17 protein-coding genes are annotated in these 18,523 nt (G+C 67.9%); 15 read left to right on the plus strand and 2 right to left on the minus strand.

From position 1 onward, the window contains the following. Window positions 1-19: 19 nt before the first annotated feature. Entirely contained in the window at window positions 20-2,059 is a 2,040-nt protein-coding gene (locus NS1_RS40590) for a hypothetical protein (RefSeq protein ID WP_157125584.1), read from the minus strand. A gap of 72 nt (window positions 2,060-2,131) precedes the next feature. On the opposite strand from NS1_RS40590, the gene NS1_RS36055 reads away from it, so the two are divergent. The 6 genes from NS1_RS36055 (at window position 2,132) to recN (ending at window position 8,072) form a co-directional block, all read left to right on the plus strand. Next, the gene (locus tag NS1_RS36055; RefSeq protein ID WP_084504770.1) at window positions 2,132-3,070 is read left to right on the plus strand and encodes a hypothetical protein; all 939 of its coding nucleotides are present in this window, start codon (window positions 2,132-2,134) and stop codon (window positions 3,068-3,070) included. Between the two features lie 292 nt (window positions 3,071-3,362). After that, on the plus strand, window positions 3,363-4,256 hold the full coding sequence (locus NS1_RS36060; RefSeq protein WP_062991865.1) for an HAD-IIA family hydrolase: 894 nt from the start codon (window positions 3,363-3,365) through the stop codon (window positions 4,254-4,256). A 13-nt stretch (window positions 4,257-4,269) separates the two neighbouring features. Beyond that, the gene (locus NS1_RS36065) at window positions 4,270-4,554 is read left to right on the plus strand and encodes a hypothetical protein (protein ID WP_062991867.1); all 285 of its coding nucleotides are present in this window, start codon (window positions 4,270-4,272) and stop codon (window positions 4,552-4,554) included. Between the two features lies 1 nt (window position 4,555). Next, on the plus strand, window positions 4,556-5,377 hold the full coding sequence (locus tag NS1_RS36070) for a TlyA family RNA methyltransferase (RefSeq protein ID WP_056822854.1): 822 nt from the start codon (window positions 4,556-4,558) through the stop codon (window positions 5,375-5,377). After that, window positions 5,374-6,303, plus strand: a complete 930-nt coding sequence (locus tag NS1_RS36075; protein WP_056822857.1) for an NAD kinase — start codon at window positions 5,374-5,376, stop codon at window positions 6,301-6,303. Before NS1_RS36070 ends, NS1_RS36075 begins: the two co-directional genes overlap by 4 nt. Next, window positions 6,303-8,072, plus strand: coding sequence for a DNA repair protein RecN (gene recN, locus NS1_RS36080; RefSeq protein ID WP_062991869.1), 1,770 nt, complete (start codon window positions 6,303-6,305; stop codon window positions 8,070-8,072). Before NS1_RS36075 ends, recN begins: the two co-directional genes overlap by 1 nt. Before the next feature lie 45 nt (window positions 8,073-8,117). On the opposite strand, the gene NS1_RS36085 is transcribed toward recN, so the two are convergent. Continuing rightward, a complete protein-coding gene (locus tag NS1_RS36085) occupies window positions 8,118-8,537 on the minus strand; it encodes an SRPBCC family protein (RefSeq protein WP_056822863.1) in 420 nt (139 codons plus the stop codon). 115 nt (window positions 8,538-8,652) lie between these two features. Here NS1_RS36085 and steA point away from each other — a divergent pair, with 115 nt between their 5' ends. The 9 genes from steA (at window position 8,653) to NS1_RS42080 (ending at window position 18,498) form a co-directional block, all read left to right on the plus strand. Then, window positions 8,653-9,852: a putative cytokinetic ring protein SteA gene (gene steA / locus NS1_RS36090; RefSeq protein WP_062991871.1), complete on the plus strand. Its 1,200-nt coding sequence runs from the start codon at window positions 8,653-8,655 to the stop codon at window positions 9,850-9,852. Further along, complete coding sequence (locus tag NS1_RS36095) at window positions 9,849-10,790, plus strand: copper transporter (protein WP_157125588.1); 942 nt, start codon at window positions 9,849-9,851, stop codon at window positions 10,788-10,790. The genes steA and NS1_RS36095 overlap by 4 nt, the downstream gene beginning before the upstream one ends. 193 nt (window positions 10,791-10,983) lie before the next feature. Further along, on the plus strand, window positions 10,984-12,705 hold the full coding sequence (pyrG, locus tag NS1_RS36100) for a CTP synthase (protein ID WP_082844127.1): 1,722 nt from the start codon (window positions 10,984-10,986) through the stop codon (window positions 12,703-12,705). A 21-nt stretch (window positions 12,706-12,726) separates the two neighbouring features. Continuing rightward, window positions 12,727-13,392 (plus strand): NUDIX domain-containing protein, encoded by a 666-nt coding sequence (locus tag NS1_RS36105; RefSeq protein WP_062991874.1) that lies wholly within the window; start codon window positions 12,727-12,729, stop codon window positions 13,390-13,392. A 56-nt stretch (window positions 13,393-13,448) separates the two neighbouring features. Beyond that, the gene (xerD, locus tag NS1_RS36110) at window positions 13,449-14,381 is read left to right on the plus strand and encodes a site-specific tyrosine recombinase XerD (RefSeq protein ID WP_056822918.1); all 933 of its coding nucleotides are present in this window, start codon (window positions 13,449-13,451) and stop codon (window positions 14,379-14,381) included. A 251-nt stretch (window positions 14,382-14,632) separates the two neighbouring features. Beyond that, window positions 14,633-15,466 (plus strand): ParA family protein, encoded by an 834-nt coding sequence (locus tag NS1_RS36115; RefSeq protein ID WP_131816759.1) that lies wholly within the window; start codon window positions 14,633-14,635, stop codon window positions 15,464-15,466. Then, a complete protein-coding gene (locus tag NS1_RS36120) occupies window positions 15,463-16,347 on the plus strand; it encodes a segregation and condensation protein A (RefSeq protein WP_373864388.1) in 885 nt (294 codons plus the stop codon). Before NS1_RS36115 ends, NS1_RS36120 begins: the two co-directional genes overlap by 4 nt. Next, entirely contained in the window at window positions 16,344-17,000 is a 657-nt protein-coding gene (scpB, locus tag NS1_RS36125; RefSeq protein WP_062991878.1) for an SMC-Scp complex subunit ScpB, read from the plus strand. The genes NS1_RS36120 and scpB overlap by 4 nt, the downstream gene beginning before the upstream one ends. A 67-nt stretch (window positions 17,001-17,067) precedes the next feature. Beyond that, window positions 17,068-18,498 carry a pseudouridine synthase gene (locus NS1_RS42080; protein WP_255284822.1) on the plus strand — a complete coding sequence of 477 codons (1,431 nt, stop codon included), beginning with the start codon at window positions 17,068-17,070 and terminating at the stop codon, window positions 18,496-18,498. Window positions 18,499-18,523: the final 25 nt, after the last annotated feature.

Raw genomic sequence — 18,523 nt, forward strand, 5'->3', positions numbered from 1 at the left:
CCTTCGCGATAGGGGACCCTTATTTGGGTCCCCTATCGGCGTTTGTGGGCTCGATACGAGTCCGGTACGCCAGGCGGACGATGCCCCGTCCTTCGTCCGTGGTTGAATTCTTAGTGGCGGGGCCATGACAACACTCCCCGGAGGCCGGGGAACCTAGAGAGGGATCGCCGTGTCGGAACACAACGACGGACGGAAGCCTTTCCGCCGGGACGGAGACGCCCCCGGTTTCGGCCGGCGAGGCGAACCGACCGATCGCCCCCGCGGCGGACACGGTGACAATCGCGGCTCGGGCCGTGGCGAAGGCGGCGGATTCCGCCGTGACGACGCGGGCAGCCGGGGAAGTAGCGCCGGTCGTGGTGATTCCGATCGTGGCAGCTCCGATCGGGGCGGATTCCGTCGCAATGACGACAATCGCGGCTCCGGTCGTCCCGAGGGTCAGCGTGGCGGATACAACCGTGACGATCGCGGTGGCAGGAGTGACCGTGGTGGATTCAAGCGCAGCGACAGTGGCGACCGTGGCGGCTATCCGCGCCGCGATGACGCCGGTCGTAGCGGCTCCACTGATCGCGGTGGATACCGCGGTAACGACGATCGTCCCCGTGGTGGCTCGGATCGTGGTGCCAGCTCGGATCGCGGTGGCTACCAGCGTCGCGACGACGGCAACAAGGGCGGCTACCCCAAGCGCGACGACGCCGGTCGCAGCGGTGGTTACCAGCGCCGCGATGACAACGATCGTGGCGGATACAACCGTGACGATCGCGGTGGCAGCAGTGACCGTGGTGGATTCAAGCGCAGCGACAGTGGCGACCGCGGCGGCTACCAGCGCCGCGATGACGCCGGTCGTGGCGGCTCGAGCGATCGTGGTGGATTCAAGCGGAATGAAAGCGGCAGCGACCGTCCCTCCGGTGGTTACGATCGCGGCGGTGACCGTGGAGGCTACCGCGGCAACGACGACCGCCCCCGTGGTGGCTCGGATCGTGGCGGCTCCTCGGATCGCGGTGGCTACCAGCGCCGTGACGACGGCAACAAGGGCGGCTACCCCAAGCGCGATGACGCCGGGCGCGGTGGCTACTCCAAGCGCGACGACAATGATCGCGGCGGCTACCCCAAGCGTGACGACAACGATCGCGGCGGATTCAAGCGCAGTGACAGTGGCGACCGCGGCGGCTACCAGCGCCGTGACGATGCCGGTCGTGGCGGCTCGAGCGATCGTGGTGGATTCAAGCGGAACGAAGGCGGCAGCGACCGTCCGTCCGGTGGTTACGATCGCGGCGGTGACCGTGGCGGCTACCGGGGCAACAACGACGACCGTCCCCGTGGCGGTGCAGGCGGGTTCCGTAGCGGCGAAGGCGACGACCGTTCGCGCGGCAGCTCCGATCGTGGAAGCGACCGTGGCGGCAGTTCGGATCGCGGTGGCTTCCGTCGCAATGACAGTGACGACCGTTCGCGCGGTGGTTCGGATCGTGGCGGCTACCAGAAGCGCGACGACAAGGGTGGTTACCCGCAGCGCGACGACAGCAACAAGGGCGGATACCCCAAGCGCGACGACAACGATCGCGGTCCCCGCCGGGACGACGATCGTGGTCGCGGCGGCTTCAAGCGTGATGCCCGCGCCGGTGGCGGTCAGGGACGGTTCGTCGGTGAGGACGGCAAGCCGCTCAACGGCACCTACCGCGAGAAGCGCACGGAGCGCGAAAGCGATGTACTCGGCGTCGTGTCGGCAGCGGCCGCTTCCGATATCGACGAGTCGACCATCGACGACAGCGCGGCCTCGGTCAGCGAGTCGGACAACATCTCTGCGGCAGCGACCGACAAGCCCTCGACGGATAAGTCGGCTGCGTCCATTGCGCAGTCCGAGGACGCCGCATCCGAGCGTCCCGAGTCGAATGAGGCTCGGGTAGCCGATGTCGACAAGGCCACCGGAAGCACATCGGCTGATACCGACGCGGATGCGGGCGATCGTCTTCGCGGAGTGTCGGATAGTGACGACCGGGCCGGCTCCGGGGATCGCGACGATGACAAATCGCGTGGCACTGTGACCCCTGATGGTCAGTCGCAAACTTCGGCCGTCAGCGATCGTGCTTCGGACCACGGCGATGACCCCCGTGACGCTTCAGATCACGGCGAAACCGTGCGTGCCGGTAACGCGTCGGATCGCGATGACAGCCCGCGTGGTGCCGGTCGAGACGACCGTTCCGGCGGTTCTGTTCGTGACGATCGGGTTCGCAGTGACTCCGATCGCGGCGAGCGCCGTGGATTCGCTGATCGCGGTGCCCGTGCAGATCGCGACGACCGTTCGCGGAGCGGTTCGGAGTCCGGTGGCGAGGACCGTCGTCGTGGCGGCGAAGGTGCTCGCACGGCAGGCGGGCGACCGGACGATCGCCGTGCGGCTCGTCCCGAGGAGCCCGATCTGCCCGAGGACGTGCAGGCCTCCGATCTGGATCCGGCCGTGCGCCGCGATCTGCTGAGCCTGGACAAGAACAACGCCGATTCGGTGGCCCGGCACATGGTGATGGCTGTCGAGCTGCTCGAAGACGACCCGCGCCTCGCGCTGGCACACGCACGGGCCGCGCGGCAGCGTGCGGGCCGTATCGCGGTGGTGCGTGAGACCGCCGGTGTGGTGGCCTATCACGCCGAGGAGTGGGCCGAGGCCCTGTCGGAGCTGCGGACCGCGCGACGGATGTCGGGTGGCGCCGGACTGCTCGCGGTGATGGCGGACTGCGAGCGTGGCCTCGGCAGGCCCGAACGGGCCATCGAGCTCGGTCGCAGCGAGGAAGCGCAGACGCTCACCGGTGACGAAGCCGCTGAGCTGCGCATGGTGGTGGCCGGCGCCCGGATGGATCTGGGTCAGTTCGACCAGGCCGTGGTGACGCTGCAGGCTTCGGATCTGGATCCCTCGCGCACCGGCTCCGCCGCAGCGCGCCTGTTCTACGCCTACGCCGATGCGCTGGTGGCGGCGGGCCGGACCGACGACGGACTGCAGTGGTTCCTCAACGCCGCTGCCGCCGACCTCGACGACGAAACCGACGCCGAGGAACGGGCAACCGAACTCACCGGCGACGCGCAGTAGATCAGCACCAGGCCGCGGGCCGAGAACTCCTCACGGGTTCCCGGACTGCGGCCTTTTGCATGTCAGAAGGGTGCCGAACCGCGGCGGCCGGGTCGGGAGAAGGCGACGGTCTCGCCCGCGACGCGCTGGCTGCCGAAGTGGGAACCGGCACACCGTGCACGAATACTCGGCACATGCTCGATCATGAAGGGAGCGAATGCTATTCGACAGCGCAGCAGAACCGAAGCTGTCGGTGCCTTCGCCTAGGGTCGCGGATGTGCTCGACCCGGCAGTGACGACGGAGTGAGGGTGGATGAACCGGCTGCGCGATCAATATGACGCTTTGCTGCTCGACCTGGACGGAACGCTGTACCGCGGACCCGAGGTCATCGAGGGCGCTCCCAAAGCGCTGGTACCGGACGGTGATTCGGCCCAACGGTTGGTCTACGTCACCAACAACGCCGCACGCGGTCCCGGTGCCGTGGCACACCACCTGGACGAGCTCGGCTACCCGGCCACCGCGGACGACGTGGTGACCAGCGCGCAAGCCGCCGCGCGCATGTTGGCCGAACGTCTGAGCCCCGGCGACAGGGTGCTCGTGGTCGGCACCGACGATCTGGTCGCCGAGGTGAAAGCCGTCGGCCTCGAGCCCGTCCGCCGGTTCGGCGACACCCCGCCGTCGGCAGTCGTGCAAGGTCATTCGCCGACGACCGCGTGGCCGGACCTAGCCGAAGCCGCCTACGCCCTGCGCGCCGACGCGCTGTGGATCGCCGCCAATGCCGACCGCACCCTGCCCAACGAGCGCGGCCTCGCGCCGGGCAACGGTTCGATGGTCGCCGCGCTGGCCACCGCCTCCGATCGCGAGCCGTTGGTCGCGGGTAAGCCCTACGCGCCGCTGATGGAAGACGCGATCGAGCGAGCGGGCACCCGTCGGGCCCTGGTGGTCGGCGACCGTCTCGATACCGATATCGAGGGCGCCAACGGCCTCGGCCTCGACTCGCTGCTGGTGCTGACCGGAGTCAGCACCCTCGACGAGGTGATCAGCGCACCCGCGGCCCGGATCCCCACTTACATCGCCGCCACCCTCGACGCCCTCAACGACACCGCCCTGGCCGAGCCCGCCGCGCCCGCGGACATCGCGGAACTGTTGCGACAGCATCCCGGCCGGGCGGTACGGGTGCGCGCAGCCGATTCGGAAATCCGATAGCGTTGACGCCACGATGAGTACTGCGAGTTCACCGCCGAACGGCGCGTCACAGCCACCCCGGCCCGGGATTCCCGTGCCGGGCGCTCACCTGCCCGGTGTCCCGGCGCATCAGGAACCGGCTGATCCGAGCAGGATCAAGGCCGATGTCGACGCACTGCTCGCCGAACTCGGTCCGCCGCCTGCCATGAGCCCGGCGGAGAACACCGAGACCGGCGCCGACATCACCCGCCGTGCGCGCATCCTCGAGCAGGCGCACGACGTACTGGTGGACGCGCTGGCGACAGTGGACAAGATCTGAGGTGGCCAGGCGAGCGCGCGTGGACGCCGAACTGGTTCGCCGCGGATTGGCGCGATCGCGAGAACACGCGGTCGAACTGATCGGCGCGGGCCGCGTCCTGATTGCCGGAACCGTCGCCGTGAAACCCGCGACGGCCGTGGAGACGGGAACCCCGCTGATCGTGCGGGAGGAACCCGACGAGGTGTCGTGGGCCTCGCGTGGTGCGCACAAACTGCTCGGCGCACTCGAGGCCTTCGAACCCGAGGGGCTCAGCATCGCGGATAAGCGGTGTCTGGACGCGGGTGCGTCGACCGGCGGTTTCACCGACGTGCTGCTCAACAAGGGCGCGCGCGAAGTGGTCGCGGTCGACGTCGGCTACGGCCAACTGATCTGGCGACTGCAGAACGACGACCGGGTCAGGGTGTTCGACCGCACCAATGTGCGCAACATCACTCCCGAATCCATCAGTGGCACAGTCGACATCGTCGTCGGCGACCTTTCCTTCATTTCGCTCGGGCTCGTACTTCCCGCGCTGGCGGCCTGCGCGGCCGACGGTGCCGATCTGCTGCCGATGGTGAAACCGCAGTTCGAGGTCGGCAAGGACCGGGTCGGCTCGGGTGGGGTGGTGCGTGACCCGGCGTTGCGTACCGAGGTGGTGTGCGATGTGGCGAACGCCGCGGCCGCGCTCGGACTGCGCACCCTGGGTGTGGTCGCCAGTCCGCTGCCGGGCCCGTCGGGCAACGTCGAGTATTTCCTGTGGCTGCGCAAGGTCGGCCCGTTCGACTACGACGCCGAACAGGTGCGGGCGCTGGTCGCGCACGCTGTCGAGGAGGGTCCGCAGTGAGTACGCATCCCGGCGGCAGGGAGATCCTGCTCGTCGCCCATCCCGGCCGCGCGGAGATCATCGAGACCGCGCACCGGGTGGCGAAGATCTTCGCCGAAGCGGGCATCTGCCTGCGGGTGCTGGCCGACGAGGCCGACAGCACCCGGTTCGAAGACGAAGCCGGATACCCGGTGCGGGTGGTGCCGCACAGCCCGTCCGCGGCACAGGGCTGTGAGATGGTGCTCGCCCTCGGGGGCGACGGCACCTTCCTGCGCGCGGCCGAACTCGGCAGGCCCACCGGTGTGCCCGTGCTCGGAATCAACCTGGGCCGCATCGGTTTTCTCACCGAAGCCGAGGCCGAGAACCTCGACGAGGCGCTCTCGCAGGTGGTTGATCGCGACTACCAGGTGGAAAACCGGATGACCATCGATGTCACCGTGCGCGTCGACGACACGATCGTCGAACACGGCTGGGCGCTCAACGAGGCCAGCCTCGAGAACGCGCAGCGCATGGGTGTGCTGGAAGTGGTGCTCGAAGTGGACGGGCGGCCGGTCTCGGCGTTCGGCTGCGATGGGATCCTCATCTCCACTCCCACCGGGTCGACCGCCTACGCGTTCTCGGCGGGTGGGCCGGTGGTCTGGCCCGAAGTCGAGGCGATGCTGGTAATTCCGAGCAATGCGCACGCGTTGTTCGCGCGGCCACTGGTGACCAGTCCGGATTCGCGGATCGCGGTGGAGACCGTGGCGACCGGGCACGATGCGATCGTGTTCCTCGACGGCAGGCGAACCCTCGCGCTGCCGCGTGGTGGCCGTGCCGAAGTGGTGCGCGGCGAACAGCCGGTACGTTGGGTGCGGCTCGATTCGGCGCCCTTCGCTGACCGGATGGTGCGCAAGTTCCAGCTGCCGGTCACCGGCTGGCGGGGCAGACAGCGAACGGAAGAGCACTGATGCTGACAGAGATCAGGATTGACGGACTCGGTGTCATCTCGACGGCCACCGCGCAGTTCCATGCCGGTCTTACCGTGCTCACCGGCGAGACCGGTGCGGGCAAGACCATGGTTGTCACCAGCCTGCACCTGCTCAGCGGTGCGCGTGCCGACGCGGGACGGGTACGCCTCGGCGCGACGAAAGCCGTGGTGGAGGGCCGTTTCGTCGTCGATGACGTGAACGAGGCGGCGCGCGCGGCGGTCGGGGAAGTGCTGGAATCGGCGGGCGCCGAGGCCGACGAGGACGGCAGCGTGATCGCGGTCCGCACCGTCAACAGCGACGGACGTTCGCGCGCGCACCTCGGTGGGCGCGGAGTGCCCGCCTCGGTGCTCGGCGAGTTCACCTCGCGGCTGCTGACCGTGCACGGCCAGAACGACCAGTTGCGGTTGCAGCGGCCCGAACAGCAACTGTCGGCACTCGATCAGTTCGCCGGCGACGGGGTCGCCGGACTGCTGCGCAAGTACCAGGTGTATCGCCGGTCCTGGCTCGACGCGCGCACCGAACTGCTCGAACGCACCGCGCGCAGTAGGGAATTGGCGCTCGAGGCCGACCGGCTCAAGTACTCGCTCACCGAAATCGACGGCATCGCGCCCGAACCGGGTGAGGACACCCGCCTGGTCGCCGAGATCCGCAGGCTCAGCGATCTCGATTCGTTGCGCGAGGCGGCCGTCGCCGCGCACGAGTCGATGTCGGGTCCCAGCGACGCGCCGGCCGACGGCGGCGGTGTGCTCGATCTGCTCGGCGGTGCCCGCGCCCGCCTGGACTCCGCCGACGACCCGGCGCTGGCCGCGCTGGCTCCCCGGCTGGGCGAGGCGATCGCGGTGGTCGTCGATGTGGCCACCGAACTCAGCAGCTATCTGTCGGAATTGCCGTCCGATCCCAGCGCGCTGGACACGATGCTCAATCGACAGGCCGAGCTCAAATCCCTGACCCGCAAATACGCACCCGATATCGACGGCGTGATCGCCTGGGCCGACGAGTCGCGCGCGCGCCTCGACTCGCTCGATGTGTCCGAGGACGCGCTGGCCAAGCTGGCCGGTGAGGTCGAGACCGCCGCGGGCAAGGTGCGGGAGGCGGCACGCAAACTCAGTGCCGCGCGCGCCAAGTCGGCGGGCAAGCTGGCGAGCGCGGTGAGCACCGAGCTCGGTGGGCTGGCGATGGGCAAGGCGCGTTTGGAAGTCCACGTGCGTCCGCTCCCGGCCAGTGCCCAGGATTCGGCGCCGCTCGAGATCGGCGGGGTGCAGCTGCACGCTGGATCGAATGGGTGCGACGAAGTGGAATTCCGGCTCTCGGCGCACTCAGGCGCGCAGTCGCTGCCCTTGAGCAAGAGTGCTTCCGGCGGTGAACTCTCGCGGGTGATGCTCGCGCTCGAGGTGGTGCTCGCCGGTTCCGATCACGGCGCGACCATGGTGTTCGACGAGGTCGACGCGGGTGTCGGTGGCCGGGCCGCGGTGGAGATCGGCAAGCGCCTTGCCCGCCTGGCCCGCACCCACCAGGTCATCGTTGTGACCCACCTGCCCCAGGTGGCGGCCTTCGCCGACACCCACCTGGTGGTGAACAAGTCCGACGACGGAAAAGGCAAGGTGGACAGCGGAGTTCGCACGCTGACCGACGAGGAACGAGTGGTGGAGCTGGCACGCATGCTCGCGGGTCTGGACGACACCGAGACCGGCCGCGCGCACGCGGAAGAACTGCTCGAAACCGCCCGAGCCGAGCGGTTGCCTGCCTGAGAAAGCGACGTCGCCTACCGCAACGGCAGGCGACGTCGACTTCGATCAGCGCAGGGCTTTGCGCACGCCCCCGATGAGCTGGTTGGTCAGCTGACGCAGGCCGAACTCGAGCACCTTCGCGGGCACGGGCAGCGACGGCTCGGACTCCATCGTGTACACCACGCGGGTGCCGCCCTCGGTGGTGTCGGCGAAGGTGATGGCGCCGACGTGGCGCTTGACCGGCGCGCCCTTGACGATTTTGTATTCCATCCGCTCGCCGGGAACCAGCGCGGTGATCTCCTCGGTGACCCCGAGCTTGCCGAAGCCGAGCACGTGCTGGGCGCCGACGCCGGTGGTCGGGTCGCCCGCTTTGACGAGCTTGACCTGGATCGGCAGGTACGGGCTGACGGCCTCACGCTCGGTGAAGAGGCGGTAGACGATGTCGCGAGGTGCGTCGAAAACCGTCTCGACGGTGCTGCGTGGCATGAATATGTCTCCTGTCCGAAATGTCTGTGACCCGGAGCATACGGGTAGTCGTCACCTGTGCGCCGACCGGCGCGCCTCCACCAAAGGTTGAGGGTTTGGCTTCATCATCGGCCTTATGAGGATGCCGGCGTTGTTGTCACGGAACACGGAAACGTTGCCCGGTGTCGCCGGGATCGCCCGGGTGGATCGCGATACCGGACGATTGCTGCGGCGGGTCGGTCCAGGGGACGTGGTCGTCCTCGACGAGACCGATCTGGACCGTCACACCGCCGACCGGTTGGTCGAGGCGGGGGTGCTCGCGGTGATCAACACCTCCCCATCGATTTCCGGTCGGTATCCCAATCTGGGGCCAGAAGTATTGGTGGCCAACGGGATCGTGTTGATGGACACGGTGTCCTCCGACGCGTTCGGCAGAATCAAGGACGGGTCGAAGGTTCGCATCGACGGCGGCATCGTCTACGCCGACAAGCTCACCAAGAAGGAACCCGAGGTCCTGGTCGAGGGCATCGAATTCGACGAGTCGGCCATCGCCGATCGCATGATCGAGGCGCGCAACGGCCTCGCCGACCACCTCGACGCGTTCGCGGGCAACACCACCGAATTCGTCCGCACGGAGAGCGCGCTGCTGATCGACGGTGTCGGCGTGCCCGATATCGAGCTGGACATGCGCGACCGGCACGTGGTCGTGATCGCCGACGGCTCGGGCCATCTCGCGGAACTGCAGCGACTCAAGCCGTTCATCAAGGAGTACGCGCCGATTCTGATCGGGGTCGGCAGCGGCGCGGATACCTTGCGCAAACTCAAGTACACGCCCGACCTGATCGTCGGCGATCCCGACGAGATCAGCACCGAGACCTTGAAATCCGGCGCCGAGATGATCCTGCCCGCCGACACCGACGGGCACGCCAAGGGGCTGGAGCGCATCCAGGATCTCGGTATCGGCGCCATCACGTTCCCGTCCTCGGGTTCGCCCACCGACCTCGCGTTGATGCTGGCCGACCATCACGGCGCGTCGCTGATCGTGCTGGCGGGCGCGCCTGCCTCACTCGAGGATTTCTTCGACCGTGGGCGTCGCGACAGCAATCCGGCCACCTTCCTGACCAGGTTGAAGGTCGGTGCGAAGCTGGTCGACGCGAACGCGGTGTCGACGCTGTACCGGCATCGTTCCGCGGGTGCCGCGGTGGCGTTGGTGGTGCTGGCCGCGCTGGTGGCGATCGTGGTGGTGATCTTGGCCTCGCACAACGGCTCCGAGATGCTGGACTGGGCCATCGAGTACTGGAACAGCTTCGTTCTGTGGGTGCGTGGTCTGCTGTGATCTCGCTGCGTCAACACGCCATCTCGATCGCGGCGATCTTCCTCGCACTCGCGGTCGGGGTGGTGCTCGGTTCACACACCCTCGCGGGCGGCATGATCTCGGGCTTACGGTCGGACAAGACCGACCTGAACACCCAGGTGGACGAACTGTCTGCCCAGAACGCGCAACTCACCGCCCGCCTCGATTCCGCCGACCAGTTCATCGCGGGCTCGGCAGCCCGAATCCTGAGCGGCACCCTGGCCGACCGCACGGTTGTCGTCCTCACCACCCCCGACGCCGACCCCGGCGACATCGACGGCGTGAGCAAGTCCCTGCAAACAGCAGGCGCCACACTGACCGGCCGCGTAGCCCTCACCGAGTCCTTCGTCGACGCGGGGGAGGGCGACCGCATGCGCTCCACTCTGACCAACATCGTCCCCGCGGGCGCCCAACTGAACACCGGCGCCGTGGACCAGGGCAGCCTCGCAGGCGATCTGCTCGGCCTCGCGCTGCTGCAGGACCCCACGACGAACCAGCCCCGCAGCACTCCCCAGGAACTCGCCCTGATCCTCGAGACCCTCCGCGGCGGCGGCTTCCTCACCTATGGCGACACCCCGACCCGCCCCGCCCAACTTGCCGTCGTCGTCACCGGCAACGGTGTCGAATCCGACACCGGCCAGGGCGCGACTATCGCCCGCTTCACCGGCGCCCTCCGCGCCCGAGCCGCGGGCACCGTCCTCGCGGGCCGCGCGGGCGCCGCCGAAGGCAACGCCCCGATAGCCACCGTCCGATCCCAAGCCCCCCTGGCCACAACGGTCACCACAGTCGACAACCTCGACCGCGAAACAGGTCGGGTAACAACAGCACTCGCCCTCACCGAACAACTCACCGGCGGCGCGGGCCGCTACGGAACAGGCACGTCAGCGACCTCCCTGACTCTGGTAGCAATGCCCCGCTGAGTGAGAACCTCACCACCTCCCCAAGGCGAGTTCCCGCGACTCGCGTACCGACGTAACAACTGATCACGCAAGAACATGGGTAACTCCCCAGGCGCAGCAAGCCCGGCCCCTGACCAACTGTCAGCGGCCGACGCGACCGTTTACGCACCTCGGTTGCGCTTGAATATCCGGGGAGGCGGTACTGTGGTGGTCCGTGGGTCATCAACGGAATCAGGCTAAAAGTGCCACCAAGCACATCTTCGTGAGCGGTGGCGTCGCCTCCTCATTGGGTAAGGGTCTCACCGCCTCCAGCCTCGGTCAGCTTCTGACCGCGCGCGGCATGCGGGTGACGATGCAGAAGCTCGATCCGTATCTCAATGTCGATCCGGGCACCATGAACCCGTTCCAGCACGGCGAGGTGTTCGTCACCGAGGACGGCGCGGAGACCGACCTGGATGTCGGTCACTACGAGCGCTTCCTCGATCGTGATCTGACGATGGACGCGAACGTGACCACCGGTCAGATCTATTCGACGGTGATCGCCAAGGAACGTCGCGGTGAGTATCTGGGCGATACGGTGCAGGTCATTCCGCACATCACCGACGAGATCAAGAGCCGCATCCTGGCGATGCAGGGCCCTGATCTCGAGGGGCATGTGCCGGATGTGGTGATCACCGAGATCGGTGGCACCGTCGGTGACATCGAGTCGCAGCCGTTCCTCGAGGCGGCCCGCCAGATCCGTCACGATGTGGGTCGCGACAATGTGTTCTTCCTGCATGTGTCGCTGGTGCCGTACCTGGCGCCCTCGGGTGAGCTCAAGACCAAGCCGACGCAGCACTCGGTGGCCGCGTTGCGCAATATCGGTATCCAGCCCGACGCGCTGATCCTGCGTTGCGACCGTGAGGTGCCGCAGGGTCTCAAGAACAAGATCGCGCTGATGTGCGACGTCGATGTGGAGGCGTGCATCTCCACGCCGGACGCGCCGTCGATCTACGACATCCCGAAGGTGCTGCACAGCGAGGGCCTCGATGCCTATGTGGTGCGCAAGCTCGGGCTGCCGTTCCGCGATGTGGACTGGAAGGTGTGGGGCGATCTGCTCGATCGCGTGCACAGCCCGCGCGAGACCGTCGAGGTCGCGCTGGTCGGCAAGTACGTCGATCTGCCGGACGCGTACCTGTCGGTGACCGAGGCGCTGCGCGCGGGTGGCTTCGCCCATCGCGCCAAGGTGAACATCCGCTGGGTGCCCTCGGACGAGTGCGAGACCGAGGTCGGCGCCCAGGCGGCGCTGCGTGATGTCGACGCCGTGCTGATCCCCGGTGGGTTCGGCATCCGTGGCATCGAGGGCAAGGTCGGGGCGATCGGCTACGCCCGCCACCGCGGCATCCCGCTGCTCGGGCTGTGCCTGGGTCTGCAGTGCGTGGTCATCGAGGCGGCGCGGTCGGTCGGCATCGCCGACGCGAACTCCGCGGAGTTCGAGCCCGACACCGAGAACCCGGTCATCTCGACCATGGCCGATCAGGAAGACGTCGTCGCCGGTGAAGCCGATCTGGGCGGCACCATGCGCTTGGGCGCCTACCCCGCCACCCTGAAGAAGGGCTCGGTCGTCGCGCAGGCGTACGGCACCGAGAACGTGTCCGAGCGGCACCGGCACCGGTTCGAGGTGAACAACTCCTACCGCGACGCCATCGCCAAGAGCGGGCTGGTCTTCTCCGGTACTTCCCCCGACGGGCACCTGGTCGAGTTCGTCGAATACCCGGCTTCGGTGCATCCGTTCTTCGTCGCCACCCAGGCGCATCCGGAGCTCAAGAGCCGTCCGACCCGGCCGCATCCGCTGTTCGCGGCGCTGATCAGCGCCGCGTTGAAATACAAACTGGCCGAACGCCTTCCCGTAGACTTTCCGGAGGAAGAGCTCGCGGAGCAGCCCGCGCAAGCCTAGGAACATCGGCGATAGGAACGCATGAGCGAGCCCGGTAGTCACGACTTCGAGACGGTGTCGAGCCGGGTGCTCTACAGCGGCGCGATCCTGGCCCTGCGCCAGGATCTGGTCAGGATGCCGGACGGGCGGGTCGCCGAGCGCGAGGTCATCGAGCACCACGGTGCTGTCGCGGTGCTCGCTCTCGACGACGACGGCAATGTCGTGCTGATCCGTCAGTATCGGCATCCGATCGGCACCCGGCTGCTGGAACTGCCCGCCGGGCTGCTCGATATCGAGGGTGAGGACCCGCTCACCGCGGCCAAGCGTGAGCTGGCCGAGGAGACAGGCCTCGCCGCCGCGCAGTGGTCGGTGCTGGTGGATGTGGCGTTGTCGCCGGGCTTCACCGACGAGGCGCTCCGCGTGTTCTTCGCGACCGGTCTCAGCATCACCGACCGGCCCGATCCCGAACACGAGGAAGCGGATCTGGAACTGGTGCGGATGCCTCTCGACGAGGCGGTGCGCGCCGCGCTGGCGGGCGAGATCGTGAACGCGACCGCGGTCGCGGGCGTGCTCGCCTACGCGGCGGCTCAGGCGAGCACGGCGCCGCTGCGCGCTCCCGACGCGCCGTGGCCCGGCCAACCGACGAAGTTCCTGCGACGCAAAGCCGCTGAGGCGCAGTCGGCGTCGGCTCACGGTAACCACGCGTGACCACAGCAGCGGCGCACGCCTCGGCAGCCGAACCCGCGTACTAGACGGGCAGGGGCGTGCTCGAGCGGGAGATCGACGCCTACCTCGACCACCTCGCGGTCGAGCGCGGAGCCGCGCGCAACACCCTCGGCGCCTACCGTCGTGATCTGGCCCGCTACCGCAATTTCCTCACCGGACGCGGCGTCGAGAGCTTGAGCGCGGTGGCCCGAGGCGACGTCGCCGAATTCACCATGGCCTTGCGTTCCGGTGGCGCCGATCATCCTGCCCTGGCAGCCGGTTCGGTGGCCAGGGCATTGATCGCGGTCCGCGGACTACACCGCTTCGCCGCCGCCGAAGGAATCACCGACACCGATGTGGCGCATGCGGTGAAACCACCCGCGCCCGGGCGCCGGTTGCCCAAAGCGTTGCCCTACGACCAGGTTCTGCGACTTCTCGAGTCGGCGGGCGGTGAATCCGAGGGCTCCGACGGGGGGCCGCGCGGACTGCGCGACCGGGCCCTGCTGGAATTGCTCTACTCCACGGGCGCGCGGATCTCGGAAATGGTCGGGCTCGACGTCGACGACATCGACGCCGAGCAACGCTGTGTGGTGCTGCACGGCAAGGGCGGAAAACAGCGCCTCGTGCCGGTCGGCCGTCCGGCACTGGCTGCCGTCGACGCGTATCTGGTGCGTGGTCGCCCCACCCTCGCCGCCAGTGGAAAAGGTTCCGGCGGAGCGCTTTTCCTCAACGCTCGCGGCGGCAGACTGTCACGGCAGAGCGCATGGCAGGTATTGCAGACCGCCGCCGAACGGGCCGGGATCGGGGCGACGGTCTCACCGCACACCCTGCGTCATTCCTTCGCCACCCACCTGCTCGACGGTGGCGCCGATGTGCGGGTGGTGCAGGAACTGCTCGGCCATGCTTCGGTGACCACGACCCAGATCTACACCCTCGTCACGGTGAGCACCCTGCGTGAAGTGTGGGCCACCGCCCATCCCCGCGCCACGTGAACCATCACCTCCGATACGCGCTGAGCAGGTATCGTGCGAACACGCCCGGCGTTGCCATGCTGTACCTCACCGGTCCGAGCGGTAGCGTCTACCCCAGAGTCAGACCGTACGAAAGCGAGCCGGTCCCGTATCGGCCTCGCTACCCTCGACAGGGGTTACCGGCAAGGAAAACGTATAAGGAGCAGCGGATCGTGACGACAGCGGAAACACCGTGGGACGGTGGACCGGAAGAGGTCGCCGAGGCCGTCGAGATGGGCCCGACAGGCCGCCCGCTGCGACTGGTACCCGATCCACCCCAGGTCCAGCGACATGGCGACGCACTCGTCGTCGCCATGTGCAATCAGAAGGGCGGGGTCGGAAAAACCACCTCGACCATCAATCTCGGTGCGGCACTGGCCGAATACGGCCGCCGGGTGCTGCTCGTCGACCTCGACCCGCAGGGCGCGCTCTCGGCCGGGCTCGGTGTCGCGCACCACGATCTCGATCTCACCGTGCACGACTTGCTGATCGGCGGCAAGGCCAAGGTCGACGACGTGCTGCAGACCACCAAGGTCGACGGCATGGACCTGTTGCCGAGCAACATCGACCTATCGGCTGCCGAGATCCAGTTGGTCAACGAGGTCGGCCGCGAACAGTCGCTCGGCCGTGCCCTGCACAGCGTGCGCGATCGCTACGACTACATCCTCATCGACTGCCAGCCCTCGCTCGGCCTGCTCACGGTCAACGCCCTGGCCTGCTCCGACGGCGTGATCATTCCGATGGAATGCGAGTACTTCTCGCTGCGCGGCCTCGCCCTGCTCAACGACACCGTCGAGAAGGTGCGCGACCGCCTCAACCCGCGGCTGAGCCTCTACGGCATCGTGGTCACCATGTTCGATGCGCGCCTGCTGCATTCGCGTCAGGTGATGTCGCGCGTGGTCGAGGTGTTCGGCGATCTGGTCTACGACACCGCCATCTCGCGTACCGTGCGCTTCCCCGATGCCAGCGTCGCCGGGGAGCCGATCACCACCTGGTCGCCGAAATCGGGCGGCGCCGAGTCGTATCGAGCGATGGCCCGTGAAGTCATCCACCGGTCTGGCCGGTGATCGGAGCTACACCTGCGGTGCAAGCAGTACCCGAAGACGCGGTGCCGGCCGAGGAGAAAACCGGTTTTCATCTGCGGCTCACTAATTTCGAGGGGCCGTTCGATCTGCTGCTGACGCTGATCAGCTCGCGCAAACTCGATGTCACCGAAGTCGCGCTTCATCAGGTCACCGACGAATTCATCGCCTACACCAAGGCATTGACCGCCGAACTGGTCGGCAACACCAAGCTGCGCGCGGACAAGATTCTCGATCAGACCACCGAATTCCTCGTCGTCGCCGCCACTTTGCTCGACCTCAAGGCGGCGCGGTTGCTGCCCTCGGGCGAGATGACCGACGCCGACGACCTGGAACTGCTCGATGCTCGCGACCTGCTGTTCGCGCGACTGCTGCAATACCGCGCGTTCAAGCAGGTGGCCGAGCTGCTCGCCGAGCTGGAGGCCGCGGCGCTGCGCCGGTATCCGCGCTCGGTGGCGCTCGAGGAACAGTTCGAGGGACTGTTGCCCGAGGTCACTCTCGGCGTGGATATCGCCGCGTTCGCCGAGATCGCCGCGGCGGCATTTCGGCCACGCCCGATCGCCGAAGTCGGGCTCGGGCATCTGCACATGCACACCATCTCGGTCGCCGAACAGGCCGAGCTGGTGCTGGCCATCTTGAAGCAACGCGGTCCGGGCGGCTGGACGACCTTCGCCGAATTGGTGGTCGACTGCACAGTCCCGGTGGAAATCGTGGCCAGATTTCTGGCGTTGCTCGAGCTGTACCGGGGCAAAACCATCGCGTTCGACCAACCGGATCCGCTCGGGCCCCTCGCGGTGAGCTGGCTCGGTGAGCTGGATCCCGACGCCGAGGCCGCGGCGTTGACTTTCGAGGAGGACTACGGATGACAGAGGCAGTGGTGGAATTCACCTCTGAGCCACTCGACGACCTCGAAGTGCGCTCGGCGCTCGAAGCGATGTTGCTCGTCGTCGACGCCCCCGCGCCGACAGAACAGCTGGCAGCGGCCCTGGACGACACCACCGAGCGCGTCGAAACCGTGCTGCGCGCGATGGCGGCCGAACTGACCGAACGGGGCAGCGGCATCGACCTGCGTTTCGTCGGTGACGGATGGCGCTTCTATACTCGACAGGAGTACGCGCCCTATGTCGAGCGTGTACTGCTCGATGGGGCCCGGACGAAACTGACCCGGGCCGCCTTGGAAACCTTGGCGGTGGTCGCCTACCGCCAGCCGGTGACTCGCATGCGGGTCAGCGCGGTCCGAGGAGTGAACGTCGACGGAGTGATGCGCACGCTGCTGGCCAGAGGCCTGATCGCGGAAGCAGGTCAGGACCCCGAAACCAACGGCACGTTGTACCGCACCACCGAGTTGTTCCTCGAACGGATCGGGCTCGCCTCTCTCGGCGACCTGCCACTGCTGGCGCCGCTGCTTCCCGGCGTCGATCTGATCGACGAGATCAGCGAGAGCCTGGAAACCGATCCGCGGTTCACCAGGCTGAAGAAACCCGCCGAGTCCGACATGGATCTCGGCACCGACGATTGACAGTCACCAAGCTGAACAAACCCGCCGAGTCCGACAGGGATCCCGGCACTGACGATTGACAGGACAGATGAATAATTCCGCTCGCCGAGATGGCACACCGGATCGAAGAAATCGCAGCGACCAGCCCCGAAGTGGCGCGAATCGAACCGCGGGTAACCGTGGCGACAGTGCGCGCACCGGGCAGGGTGGCTCCCGCGCAGCGGCTCCCGGCCGGCGCGGCACCGGCGCGGGTGGCTTCCAGCGCGGTAATCAGACAGCTGCCCGGTCCGCGGGCAGCTTCCAGCGTGACGCGGAGTCCGGCGGCCGCCGTGGCACCTCGACCGGTGGTGGCTACCAGCGCGACGATCGTCGCAGCGGCCCCGCAGGCGGTGACCGTCGCGGCAGTTCGCCCGGTGGCTACCAGCGTGATGATCGACGCGGCGCCCCGGCCGGTGGTGACCGTCGTGGCCCGTCTGCCGGTGGTTACCAGCGTGACGACCGTCGTGGCGCCCCCGCGGGCGCAGGTCAGCGTGACGACCGTCGCGGCACCGGTGCTTCCAGCGGTGGCGGTTACCCGCGTGGTGACGCCGACCGCGGACAGCGTGGCGGCACGGCTGGTCAGCGCAGCGGCGCTTCGGCCGGCTCCCAAGCCTTCGCGGCGCGCAAGAAGACCTCCTCGAAGCCGCAGAAGAAGGTCGTCGCTCCGACGATCCTGAACAACGCCAAGCCCGCGCGTCACCAGCACGCCGAGGTCACCGAGGGCCCCAAGAAGCTTCCGTGGGGCGAAGGCGAACGCCTGCAGAAGGTCCTCGCCAAGGCGGGTGTGGCTTCGCGTCGAGCCGCCGAGGAGATGATCGCCGCCGGTCGCGTCGAGGTCGACGGCAAGATCGTGCGTGAGCAGGGTCTGCGCATCGACGCCGAGAACGCGGTGGTGCGCGTCGACGGCACCCGTGTCGTGGTGCGCGACGAACTGGTGCACCTGGTGCTGAACAAGCCCAAGGGCTGGCAGTCCACCATGTCCGACGATCTGGGGCGCCCCTGCGTCGGCGATATCATCGCCGAGCGGATCGCCGCTGGTCAGCGCCTGTTCCACGTCGGCCGTCTCGATGCCGACACCGAGGGCCTGCTGCTGGTCACCAATGACGGCGAGATGGCGCATCGGCTGATGCACCCCTCGTTCGAGGTGCCCAAGACCTACCTGGCCACCGTCGACGGCGAGGTGAACTACCGCCTGGTCGGTAAGCGCCTGCGCGAAGGCGTCGAGCTCGAGGACGGGCCGGCCAAGGTCGACAAGTTCATGGTGCTCGAGGCCTACCAGGGCCGGTCGCTGGTGAAGCTCGTGTTGCACGAGGGCCGCAAACACATCGTGCGTAGGCTGCTCGACGAGGTCGGCCACCCGGTGATCCGGCTGGTGCGCACCCACCTCGGCCCGGTGGCACTGGGTGACCAGCGCCCCGGCACGCTGCGGGTGCTCGGCCGCGACGAGATCGGCAAACTCTACGAGGCGGTGCAGCTGTGAACGGTGTGGACTTTCCCTTGGAGTT

Origin of the sequence: Nocardia salmonicida NBRC 13393 (assembly GCF_001613085.1) — a bacterium.
Classification (GTDB): Bacteria; Actinomycetota; Actinomycetes; order Mycobacteriales; family Mycobacteriaceae; genus Nocardia; species Nocardia salmonicida.

What these genes read in the sequence shown, in the direction of transcription:
- recN (WP_062991869.1), top strand. Translation starts at nt 6,303, where the DNA reads ATGCTGACAGAGATCAGGATTGACGGACTCGGTGTCATCTCGACGGCC.
- scpB (WP_062991878.1), top strand. Translation starts at nt 16,344, where the DNA reads ATGACAGAGGCAGTGGTGGAATTCACCTCTGAGCCACTCGACGACCTC.
- NS1_RS36065 (WP_062991867.1), top strand. Translation starts at nt 4,270, where the DNA reads ATGAGTACTGCGAGTTCACCGCCGAACGGCGCGTCACAGCCACCCCGG.
- NS1_RS42080 (WP_255284822.1), top strand. Translation starts at nt 17,068, where the DNA reads ATGAATAATTCCGCTCGCCGAGATGGCACACCGGATCGAAGAAATCGC.
- NS1_RS36105 (WP_062991874.1), top strand. Translation starts at nt 12,727, where the DNA reads ATGAGCGAGCCCGGTAGTCACGACTTCGAGACGGTGTCGAGCCGGGTG.
- NS1_RS36060 (WP_062991865.1), top strand. Translation starts at nt 3,363, where the DNA reads ATGAACCGGCTGCGCGATCAATATGACGCTTTGCTGCTCGACCTGGAC.
- steA (WP_062991871.1), top strand. Translation starts at nt 8,653, where the DNA reads ATGAGGATGCCGGCGTTGTTGTCACGGAACACGGAAACGTTGCCCGGT.
- NS1_RS36085 (WP_056822863.1), bottom strand. Translation starts at nt 8,537, where the DNA reads ATGCCACGCAGCACCGTCGAGACGGTTTTCGACGCACCTCGCGACATC.
- NS1_RS36115 (WP_131816759.1), top strand. Translation starts at nt 14,633, where the DNA reads ATGGGCCCGACAGGCCGCCCGCTGCGACTGGTACCCGATCCACCCCAG.